General features: G+C 44.8%; 11 protein-coding genes. 8 read left to right on the top strand and 3 right to left on the bottom strand.

Features of this window, described 5'->3' with window-relative positions; genetic code table 11:
* The 7 genes from tig to BCT81_RS18360 form a co-directional block, all read left to right on the top strand.
* On the top strand, window positions 1–748 hold a 748-nt coding region (gene tig / locus BCT81_RS18390), incomplete at its 5' end, for a trigger factor (protein WP_102425399.1).
* A gap of 105 nt (window positions 749–853) precedes the next feature.
* On the top strand, window positions 854–1,480 hold the full coding sequence (clpP, locus tag BCT81_RS18385; protein ID WP_004736080.1) for an ATP-dependent Clp endopeptidase proteolytic subunit ClpP: 627 nt from the start codon (window positions 854–856) through the stop codon (window positions 1,478–1,480).
* Between the two features lie 82 nt (window positions 1,481–1,562).
* Window positions 1,563–2,843 (top strand): ATP-dependent protease ATP-binding subunit ClpX, encoded by a 1,281-nt coding sequence (gene clpX / locus BCT81_RS18380; protein WP_008220631.1) that lies wholly within the window; start codon window positions 1,563–1,565, stop codon window positions 2,841–2,843.
* A 132-nt stretch (window positions 2,844–2,975) separates the two neighbouring features.
* Window positions 2,976–5,327, top strand: coding sequence for an endopeptidase La (gene lon / locus BCT81_RS18375; protein ID WP_102425398.1), 2,352 nt, complete (start codon window positions 2,976–2,978; stop codon window positions 5,325–5,327).
* Window positions 5,328–5,496: 169 nt separating this feature from the next.
* Window positions 5,497–5,790 carry an HU family DNA-binding protein gene (locus BCT81_RS18370; RefSeq protein ID WP_012604504.1) on the top strand — a complete coding sequence of 98 codons (294 nt, stop codon included), beginning with the start codon at window positions 5,497–5,499 and terminating at the stop codon, window positions 5,788–5,790.
* 220 nt (window positions 5,791–6,010) lie between these two features.
* The gene (ppiD, locus tag BCT81_RS18365) at window positions 6,011–7,876 is read left to right on the top strand and encodes a peptidylprolyl isomerase (RefSeq protein WP_102425397.1); all 1,866 of its coding nucleotides are present in this window, start codon (window positions 6,011–6,013) and stop codon (window positions 7,874–7,876) included.
* A gap of 180 nt (window positions 7,877–8,056) precedes the next feature.
* Window positions 8,057–8,356: a helix-hairpin-helix domain-containing protein gene (locus tag BCT81_RS18360; protein WP_102425396.1), complete on the top strand. Its 300-nt coding sequence runs from the start codon at window positions 8,057–8,059 to the stop codon at window positions 8,354–8,356.
* On the opposite strand, the gene rrtA is transcribed toward BCT81_RS18360, so the two are convergent.
* Complete coding sequence (rrtA, locus tag BCT81_RS18355) at window positions 8,353–8,895, bottom strand: rhombosortase (RefSeq protein ID WP_102425395.1); 543 nt, start codon at window positions 8,893–8,895, stop codon at window positions 8,353–8,355. The two genes, BCT81_RS18360 and rrtA, sit on opposite strands and share 4 nt — an antisense overlap.
* A 9-nt stretch (window positions 8,896–8,904) precedes the next feature.
* Between rrtA and BCT81_RS18350 the strand changes: the two genes are divergently transcribed.
* On the top strand, window positions 8,905–9,504 hold the full coding sequence (locus tag BCT81_RS18350) for a DTW domain-containing protein (RefSeq protein ID WP_102425394.1): 600 nt from the start codon (window positions 8,905–8,907) through the stop codon (window positions 9,502–9,504).
* 50 nt (window positions 9,505–9,554) lie between these two features.
* Here the strand turns inward: BCT81_RS18350 and BCT81_RS18345 are convergent, their stop codons facing one another.
* Together BCT81_RS18345 and BCT81_RS18340 are read right to left on the bottom strand one after the other, a co-directional pair.
* Window positions 9,555–10,898 (bottom strand): anti-phage deoxyguanosine triphosphatase, encoded by a 1,344-nt coding sequence (locus BCT81_RS18345; RefSeq protein WP_102425393.1) that lies wholly within the window; start codon window positions 10,896–10,898, stop codon window positions 9,555–9,557.
* Window positions 10,899–10,949: 51 nt separating this feature from the next.
* A partial coding sequence (locus tag BCT81_RS18340) for a YfbR-like 5'-deoxynucleotidase (protein WP_277869829.1) occupies window positions 10,950–11,130 on the bottom strand: 181 nt, incomplete at its 5' end.

Genomic DNA, 11,130 nt, shown 5'->3' with positions numbered 1-11,130 from the left:
CTTCCCACTAGAGATGGGCGCTGGTCGCATGATCCCTGGTTTTGAAGACGGTATCGTTGGTAAAACAGCAGGTATGGAATTCGAAATCGACGTAAACTTCCCAGAAGATTACCACGCTGAAAACCTAAAAGGTAAAGCTGCTAAGTTTGCAATCAAAGTAAACAAAGTTGAAGCTCGTGAACTTCCAGAACTAAACGAAGAATTCGTTGCTAAGTTCGGCGCAACTGACGGCGTTGAAGGTCTTAAAGCTGAAGTTCGTAAGAACATGGAGCGTGAGCTTAAGCAAGCTGTTAAGAACCGCATCAAAGAGCAAGCTATCGACGGTCTAGTTAACGAAAACAACATCGACGTACCTTCTGCTCTAATCGATCAAGAGATCGGTGTTCTACGTCAACAAGCTGCTCAACGTTTCGGTGGCAACACTGAAGCTGCTGACCAACTTCCACGTGAGCTGTTCGAAGAGCAAGCTAAACGTCGCGTAGTTGTAGGTCTTCTACTTGGTGAAGTAATCAAGACTGAAGAACTAAAAGCTGATGACGAGAAAGTTAAAGCTATCATCGAAGAGATGGCTACAGCATACGAAGATCCATCTGAAGTTATTGCTTACTACGAGCAAAACGAGCAAATGATGAACAACATGCGCAACGTTGCTCTAGAAGAGCAAGCTATTGATGCAATCATCGCTAAAGCTCAAGTTTCTGATAAAGAAGTTAGCTTCAACGAGCTAATGAATCAGCAACCTGCTTAATATAGTAATATCTGACGTAGAAGGTTGACGTACGGTCGACAATTCTGCTAACAATGGTCCGTATGATTTTATCATTCGGGCCATTTATTTTAGGGACATAAGAATATGAGCTACCAAGAAAAAAATACAATGCCATCGATTATGGACGCACTAGTTCCTATGGTGGTTGAACAGACTTCCCGTGGTGAACGTTCTTACGATATTTATTCTCGTCTATTAAAAGAACGAATCATTTTCTTAACAGGTCAAGTGGAAGACCACATGGCAAATCTTGTCGTGGCTCAACTGCTTTTCTTGGAATCTGAAAACCCAGACAAAGATATCTACCTTTACATCAACTCACCTGGCGGTAGCGTAACAGCAGGTATGTCAATCTACGACACAATGCAGTTCATCAAGCCGAACGTGAGCACAGTATGTATGGGTCAAGCTTGTTCTATGGGCGCATTCTTACTAGCGGGTGGTACTCCAGGTAAGCGTCACGTGCTTCCAAACTCACGCGTAATGATTCACCAGCCACTTGGCGGTTTCCAAGGCCAAGCGTCTGATATCCAGATTCACGCGCAAGAGATCCTAACGATCAAACAAAAGCTAAACAAACTATTGGCAGAGCACACTGGTCAGCCTCTAGAAGTTGTTGAGCGTGATACAGATCGTGACAATTTCATGTCTGCTGATCAAGCAGTAGAATACGGTTTAGTGGATTCAGTTCTTAATCACCGCGGTCAATAATTGCAGGGCAATTGTTTGGCGCAAAGTGATGCAAATTGATATACACTCAAACCATAGAGAGTAAAGGCTAAGAGGTTAGCGAATGACAGATAAAAGCAAAGAGGGTGGTAGCGGTAAACTGCTTTACTGCTCTTTCTGTGGCAAAAGCCAGCACGAAGTTCGCAAGTTAATCGCAGGTCCTTCTGTTTACATTTGTGATGAATGTGTCGATCTTTGTAACGACATTATTCGTGAAGAAATCAAAGATGTTCTTCCTAAGAAAGAATCTGAATCGCTGCCAACGCCGCGTGAGATTCGTGAGCACCTTGATGACTATGTAATCGGTCAAGAATACGCGAAAAAAGTGCTAGCAGTTGCAGTATATAACCACTACAAGCGTTTACGTAATGGTGATACGACAGCTGAAGGCGTAGAACTAGGTAAGAGTAACATCCTTCTTATCGGTCCTACTGGTAGTGGTAAGACGCTACTGGCTGAAACACTGGCTCGTTTCCTAGACGTTCCATTCACAATGGCAGATGCAACCACACTAACCGAAGCGGGTTACGTGGGCGAAGATGTTGAAAACATCATCCAGAAATTGCTTCAGAAATGTGATTACGACGTAGCGAAAGCGGAACGCGGCATTGTTTACATCGATGAAATCGATAAGATTTCTCGTAAAGCTGAAAACCCATCAATCACGCGTGATGTGTCTGGTGAAGGTGTACAGCAAGCTCTACTAAAACTTGTTGAAGGTACAGTTGCTTCTGTTCCACCGCAAGGTGGTCGTAAGCATCCACAGCAAGAGTTCTTGCAAGTGGACACGTCTAAGATCCTATTTATCTGTGGTGGTGCATTTGCTGGCCTAGATAAAGTGATTGAACAGCGTGTAGAAACAGGTTCTGGTATCGGCTTTGGCGCTGAAGTGCGTTCAAAAGACGAAACCAAAACTATTGGTGAACTGTTCACCCAAGTAGAACCTGAAGATCTAGTGAAGTACGGTCTAATTCCAGAATTCATTGGTCGTCTACCTGTTACGACAACACTGACAGAGCTTGATGAAGAAGCGCTAATCCAAATCCTTTGTGAGCCAAAGAATGCACTTACTAAACAGTACGCAGCATTATTTGAGCTAGAGGATACAGAGCTTGAGTTCCGCGAAGACGCGTTACGTGCGATTGCTAAGAAAGCGATGAGCCGTAAAACGGGTGCTCGTGGTCTACGCTCTATTTTGGAAGGTGTTCTGCTAGAAACGATGTACGAACTGCCATCTTCAACTGATGTAAGCAAGGTTGTGATTGATGAGTCGGTAATCAATGGTGAGTCAGAGCCACTATTGATTTACAGCAACTCAGATAACCAAGCAGCTGTTGCAGAGTAGGTCTTTTTTAGACAAGTCACTCAAATTGAAAAAGGAGGTAAGCAATTACCTCCTTTTTTTTATTCTTCCATTGAATCCAGTCGTTTAAGCCCCATATACTGCTTTATAAGTTAAAGCGGAAGAGAGAAATATATGAACTTGGAACGTTCCGAGCGTATCGAAATCCCCGTGCTACCTCTACGTGATGTAGTGGTTTACCCACACATGGTTATTCCATTGTTTGTTGGTCGTGAAAAATCGATTACTTGCCTAGAGTCGGCAATGGAAGCTAACAAACAAGTACTACTTGTTGCGCAGAAAGAAGCGGACACTGATGAGCCTTCAATTGACGACCTATTTAAAGTAGGTACCGTCGCTACCATTCTTCAGTTACTTAAGCTCCCTGATGGTACAGTTAAAGTACTTGTTGAAGGTCAGCAACGTGCAAAAATTCACCAATTTAAAGAGAGTGAGTTTTTCCTAGCGGATGCCGAATACGTTGTTACCTCAGAACTTGACGAAAAAGAACAAGAAGTGGTTGTTCGCAGTGCGATCAATCAATTCGAAGGCTTTATTAAGCTAAACAAAAAGATTCCACCAGAGGTTCTAACCTCTCTGAATGGGATTGATGAAGCTGCTCGTCTTGCAGATACCATCGCAGCACACATGCCACTTAAACTGGTAGACAAACAGCACGTACTAGAAATTCTAGATGTGACTGAGCGTCTAGAGTTCCTGATGGGCCAAATGGAATCAGAAATTGATATCCTGCAGGTTGAAAAACGCATCCGTGGCCGTGTTAAGAAGCAGATGGAAAAATCTCAGCGTGAGTACTACCTGAATGAGCAAATGAAAGCGATTCAGAAAGAACTTGGCGAGATGGACGACGCTCCAGACGAATTCGAGACTCTGAAGAAGAAGATTGAAGAGTCAAAAATGCCTCAAGAAGCTCGTGAAAAAACCGAGCAAGAACTGCAAAAACTGAAAATGATGTCGCCTATGTCTGCTGAAGCAACAGTAGTACGCAGCTACATCGATTGGATGGTTGGCGTTCCTTGGGCTAAGCGCTCAAAAGTTAAGAAGAATCTAGCGAAAGCGGAAGAGATCTTAAACGAAGACCACTACGGTCTAGAGCGTGTTAAAGAACGTATTCTTGAGTACTTGGCGGTGCAGAACCGTATCAATAAGCTGAAAGGTCCAATCCTTTGTCTTGTTGGTCCTCCAGGTGTAGGTAAAACCTCGCTAGGTCGCTCTATCGCGGCTGCTACAGGTCGTAAGTACACGCGTATGGCGCTAGGCGGCGTGCGTGATGAAGCAGAGATTCGTGGTCACCGTCGTACGTACATTGGCTCTCTTCCGGGTAAGCTAATCCAGAAGATGTCTAAAGTTGGTGTTAAGAACCCACTGTTCCTATTGGATGAGATCGACAAGATGTCTTCTGATATGCGTGGCGACCCATCTTCAGCACTGCTAGAAGTACTCGATCCAGAGCAAAACAACGCGTTTAACGATCACTACCTAGAAGTAGATTACGATCTGTCAGACGTTATGTTCGTTGCGACTTCTAACTCGATGGATATTCCTGGCCCGCTACTGGACCGTATGGAAGTGATTCGTCTATCTGGTTACACAGAAGATGAAAAGCTGAATATTGCTAAGAGCCACTTGTTGGACAAGCAAGTTAAGCGCAATGGTCTTAAGCCTCACGAAATTGAGATTGAAGACTCTGCAATCATCGGCATTATTCGTTACTACACGCGTGAAGCGGGTGTACGTAGCCTAGAGCGTGAAATCTCTAAGATCTGCCGTAAAGCAGTGAAGAACATCCTGCTAGACAGCGACCTTAAGTCTGTAACGGTTAACATGGATAACCTGAAAGAGTACTTAGGCGTTCAGCGTCACGACTTCGGTAAAGCGGATGAGAGCAACCGTATTGGTCAGGTAACAGGCCTAGCGTGGACTCAAGTTGGTGGCGATCTGCTAACTATCGAAACCGAAGCAATGCCGGGTAAAGGTAAGCTAACGCAAACCGGTTCTCTTGGCGATGTGATGAAAGAGTCGATTCAAGCTGCGATGACCGTGGTTCGTTCTCGTGCTGAAAAACTGGGTATCAACTCAGATTTCTACGAGAAACGCGATATTCACGTTCACGTACCAGAAGGTGCAACACCGAAAGATGGCCCAAGTGCGGGTATCGCGATGTGTACTGCACTTGTCTCTAGCTTAACGGGTAACCCTGTGAAAGCTGAGGTCGGTATGACAGGTGAAATTACCCTGCGTGGTGAAGTTCTACCTATCGGTGGCTTGAAAGAGAAACTGCTTGCAGCACACCGCGGCGGCATCAAAACAGTACTGATTCCGAAAGACAACGAGCGTGATTTGGAAGAGATTCCAGACAACGTAATCGCTGACTTGAAGGTGATCCCAGTTCAGTGGATTGACGAAGTACTGAAAGTCGCGCTAGAACGAGATCCGTCAGGGGTCGAGTTTGACGTGAAAAAATAGTGATGCATAGCAAAAATAAGTAAAGAATTACGCTGATAGGCCCGAAAAGGCTTGTCAGCGTTTTTTTTGGACGCTAAGTTATTGATCAAAGCGGCAGCCCTTTTGCAATAAGGGTTGCGGCTAAATTAAAACCAAAATGGAACGTACAGTCATCGAGAAGTAGTCACAGATGACACATAGGGGAAAAACAGTGAATAAAACACAACTAGTAGAATCAATCGCAGAAAACGCAGACATCTCTAAAGCTTCAGCTGGTCGCGCTCTAGACGCTTTCATCGAAGCAGTTGGCACAACGCTACAATCAGGTGACCAAGTTGCACTTGTTGGCTTTGGTACTTTCAGTGTTCGTACTCGTGCTGCTCGTACAGGTCGTAACCCAAAAACTGGTGAAGAGATCCAAATCGCAGAAGCTAAAGTACCTGGCTTCAAAGCGGGTAAAGCACTTAAAGACGCATGTAACTAATTTCTACTGCTGAAACCTCGATTTTAAAGAGGGGAAGGCAGTAAAATGCGTTTACTGTTTGAAAAATGATGTTTCATTCTTAAACAGTATATGTGCGAAGCACATTGAACTAATTTAAATTATGCGCATCCTACTGATGCGCATTTCTTTTTCTGATAATATCGCGTGAATAGATTTTTATTTTGAAGCCAATGCTTCATATCCGGAGAGCACTTAAATTATGATGGATCGATTACGCGAAGGCGTGAATAGCATCGCGGTAAAAATTATCCTTGGGTTGATTATCCTGTCATTCGTATTCGCAGGTGTAGGCAGCTACATCACCGGTGGCGGTAACAACGCAGCAGCTAAAGTTGGCAATACAGAAATCGGTCGTGGTGAGTTCGAACAAGCTTACCAAAACGAACGTAATCGCATGCAATCTCAACTTGGCGATTACTTCGCTCAAATGCTTGCAGACCCTACGTACGTAGAGTCTTTCCGTAAATCAGTACTTGATCGCATGATCAACGACGTTCTACTTGAGCAGCAAGCAGAGTCTCTAGGCCTACGAATCAGCGATTCTCAAATCCGTACAATGATTCTAGAAATGCCTCAGTTCCAAACTGCGGGTCAATTCGACCAAGAAGTTTACCAAGCCGCACTACGCCGTGCAGGTTTCAGCGCAGAAAGCTTCGCTGAATACATGCGTCGTGACCTAATGCGCAACCAGCTTGTGACAGCACTTCAAGGCAGTGAATTTGTTCTTCAAGGCGAAATCGACACACAAAGCAAGCTAATCGCTCAAACTCGTGACATTCGCACAGTGACTCTTTCTGTTGCTGACCTTGCGAAAGACGTTGAGCTAACTGATGAGCAGATCGAACAGTACTACACTGAAAACCCTCTAGCGTACACTCGTCCAGAGCAAGCTAAAGTGTCTTACATTGAACTTTCTGCTGAAACACTTAAGTCACAGCTAGAAGTGAGCGACGAAGAAGCACAAAAATACTACCAAGAACACTTAGACAAGTACTCAACGGCAGAGCAACGTAAAGTGAGCCACATTCTTGTTGAAGGCAACGACGAAGCAAAAGCTCAGTCAATCCTAGACGAGCTAAATGCAGGCGCTGATTTTGCTACGTTAGCAGAAGAGAAATCTGACGACTTCGGCAGTGCAGATGTTGGCGGTGACTTAGGTTGGATCGAACGTGATGTGATGGACCCAGCTTTCGAAGACGCAGCTTTCGCTCTTCAGAATGTTGGTGATACAACTGGCCTAGTTAAGTCTGACTTCGGTTACCACATCATCAAGCTAGACGAACTAAAAGCGCCTGAATCTCAGCCATACGCAGAAGTAGCAGCGGAGATTAAACAAGAACTTCTAGACCAACACGCAGTAGACCAGTTCTACGAAATGCAAACTGAGCTAGAAAAAGTAGCGTTTGAATTCCCTGACTCACTAGATGATTCTGCAGAAGCTATCAACGCTAAGATCACAACAACAGATTTCATCTCTCAAGTAGATGCACCTGAAGTGTTGAAGACGCCTGCAGTAATGCAAGCTATCTTGAGCCCTGAAGTGAAAGAAGATGGCTTAAACTCTGAAGTTATCGAAGTCGCTCCTGAGCACGTAATCGTCGTACGTGTTGAAGAGACTCGTGATGAGACAGTTCTTCCTCTTGAAGAAGTGAAAGATCAAGTTGTGGCTGCGCTATCTGCTGTTAAAGCGGAAGAGCAAGCTGTTGAGCTAGGTGTTTCTCTAGTTAACGACCTTAAAGCTGGTAACGAATCAGCACTAGCGGAAAACAACCTTGAGTTCACAGAACTTGAGACGATTGACCGTAACTCTCCACTAGCTGCGTCTGTGTTCGCTCTAGCGAAGCCGGAAGAAGGCAAAGTTGTATTCGGCCAATCTAAAGACCAAAACGGCAACATCGTTGTTGTAGAGCTGTCTAAAGTAACGGCTGAAATTAACCCTGCATACAGCACTCAAATTGGTGCTCAGTTAGAGCGTGTTGGTAACCAGCAGGATCTAACTAACGTATTAAACGTACTACGTAAAAACGCAGACGTTGAATACTACGTTGTAGGCCAAGGTCAATAATCATCAATTGTCTGGCTAGTTGAATTCCAAAAACAGATTTGTGAGCCAACAAGCAAGCTGATGAAAATAAGATGTATAACAAAGCGGGTCACTTAGGTGGCCCGCTTTATTTTTATCTGGCGATTATGTTATCTCTTGCTGCAAACGCATAAATTACCTTTTTTCACAAAGGAATGGATTATGCGCACTTTATATTCAACACTACTTCTTTCATTTTTGATTTTCTTAAGCCCTACAGCATTTGCAGACAGCCCAACCAAGGCTGAGCTTTATGATGGGATTGAGATTACGGTAAACATTAATACCGCGACCGCAGAGGAACTATCAGCGTTACTGGTCGGCGTGGGCGATAAGAAAGCTAAAGATATTGTCGACTACAGAACTGAGCACGGCGCGTTTGCTAGTGCTGACGACTTGGTGAGTGTGAAAGGGATTGGTGAGGCTACGGTTGAAAAGAATCGCGAAAGGATACTGCTTTAGTTCGCTTTTCTACTCATGAAAAATGAAACAATAGCCATGGACCCGCCTGCCAGTGCACCTGCTAGGTGGGCTTCAATAGCCACTCTCGCGTTAATCAGTTCACCAGTTGTGCTAGAAGGACCTATAAGCTGCTCCCAAGCTATTTTAGCGACTAATCCTAATACCAACAGCCAACTCGATTTCCTACCGCTTAACGCCTCTCTGAGCGCGAATAACCCAAACAATCCATGCAGTGTTCCCGACAAGCCTACATAAATCTGAATGCTTGAAAGTAACAGAGCCAATCCTGTGACTAAACTGATCAGAACTAACGCAGAAATAAGTTGTTTTCGTGTCGGTTGAAATAGGTAGCTGATGATCCACAGGCCTGCTAGATTCATTAGCAGGTGTGAGTAGTTGGTATGTGAAAAGTTTCCTGTTAGGATCCGCCACCATTGTCCATCGACAATCGCACTTTTATCCCAAACGACCCAAGCTTGCACTGGCTCTAGTTGGAATATGACGCATAAAAGTGAAGTGAAAATTAAAACAGGGTACACATTACATCCATGTCTCGTTATTGCCCCCAATGCAGCAAGGCTTTGAAAGCTTGTATTTGTCAGTGGGTTACACCACTAGAATCGAACGTTGAGCTTATCATTCTTCAGCACCCATCAGAAGAGCATCGTCCGATGGGAACCGCGCGTATCCTCTCGTTATCTTTAAAAAACAGTGTGACGATTGTCGGCGAAGATTTTTCAGACAATGAACGACTGAATGCATTGCTGGCTGATGAGCAATATCAGCACGTGATTTTGTATCCGAGTGAACATTCTGTGTCTGTCGAGTCTGTAACACGCCCGAATAAAAAGCTGCGTGTGATTCTGTTGGATGGAACTTGGAAGAAGGCATTCAAGATGTGGCAAGTGTCGAGTAACTTGCATGCGCTAAGCACGGTCCATCTACCAAAAGATCTCAAAGGCAATTACCGAATCCGTAAAGCGCCAAGCGAAAATAGCTTGTCGACGGTAGAAGCTGGGTACCATTTGCTGAACTTGTTAGAAGGTGACCGAGATTTCAGTCCACTGCTAACGGCATTTGACCAAATGATTCAGTTTCAAATCAATCAAATGCCGCCGGGCGTATTTGAGAAAAACTACTTAGTGTAATCTCACCAATACTTGTCTAAGTTCGCTGAGTCTAAGTACCGCGAGTAAGCCTAGAACTCGGTATGTGCAGAAAACAGCTGTTGGTGCATCTTCTGAGCAAGGTCGTCGGTCATTGATGAGATGTAATCGGCGATCACGCGCATCTTTCTGGATGCATCTTGATGTTGTAGCCATTGCTTCTTGATGGGCAGTGGTAACAGGCGTTCAGGATCGGCGCTGAAGGCTTCAAACATATCCATGATGATCTGCTGACCTTTGTACTCAATAACTTGAACTTGTGGTACTTGAATAACGAATTCGCTGACGAAGTGTTTCAGCTTGTCGAGGGTAGCATCCATGCTTGGCTCCAATACGGCATTGTAGGCAAGCAGTGAGTTCTCAAAACTTTCATCAACAGGCTTAATCGAGATACTCGTCAGCAGCGCGTTAACAATCCCACCAATGGCATCTTTTCTGCGGTACTGCTCGCCAGAAAACAACATCTCTGTGATGGAATCTAGGTGTTCACAGATCCACGGGTCCGCCATCTCTTTTAACTGCGGATAAGCCGATTCAACCCACTGCGCTTTAGTCACTGAACCAAGCACAATCGCATCTTCCAGATCATGCACGCCATAAGCGATGTCATCGGCAAGCTCCATGATGGAACAGTCGAGTGACTTATACTTAGTCTTGTTATGCTCTAGTGGCTCTGTGTGCGACTTTCTTTTCTGTTTGAGAAGCTGTTGATCGTTAACAGAAAGCGGTTCAAGTACCCAGTTGAATAACTCTTCGTCATGATCGTAGATACCTTTCGCTGGCATCCAGTCTTTGGCACGAAGTTGTCGCTGGTGCTTAACGGGTTCTGGTTGTTCTTTTGCCTTCACTTCACTGAGTAGTGAAGGGTACTTGATTAGTCCTAACAGGGTACGTCGAGACAGGTTCATCCCGTGGTGCTCTGTGTAAGGTTCTAGCTGGGTGACAATGCGAAAGGTTTGCGCATTGCCTTCAAAGCCGCCGTGTTCGCGCATCATATAGTTGAGTGCAACTTCACCGCCATGCCCGTATGGCGGGTGGCCGATATCGTGAGCCAAACATAAAGAATCAATTAGGCTATCTGAAGGCAGAAGGTCTCGAAACTCAGGTTGCTTTTTCTTCAGTTGAGCAACGATACCTGTGCCAAGCTGCGCTGCTTCTAGCGAATGAGTTAGGCGCGTGCGGTGAAAGTCATTAACCGTGGTGCCGTGCACTTGAGTTTTAGCTTGTAGGCGACGGAAAGCGGCAGAGTGAAGTACGCGTGCTCGGTCTCGTTGATAAGGGCTGCGGTGATCATCACGTCTTATTTTGTGTTCATCGTCATTTCGATGTTGCCACTCTTGTTCGAGTACAAAAGAGGATTCGAGTTGAGAATTCAAAATATCACCTATCAAATTGATTTTATTTAATTACAAGCAACTTATACCCGGCTAGCTTATCTCGTCTAGTGATAATTCAAAGCTCGGGGCAAAGGTGGTGAGAAAGTAGTCCATTTCCGGGCTTTTTCGCTGTTCGAGAGTTTCTTCTAGCCGACGTTTGGCTTGTTCATACTCATGGTTGCCAGCGCTGAGCTCTTCTAAACATTTTAGATACGCACAGATAGTATCGGCT

Source organism: Vibrio sp. 10N.261.52.A1 (genome assembly GCF_002876325.1).
Taxonomy (GTDB): Bacteria; Pseudomonadota; Gammaproteobacteria; order Enterobacterales; family Vibrionaceae; genus Vibrio; species Vibrio chagasii.
This window is presented reverse-complemented; position numbering and strand designations above follow the sequence as displayed.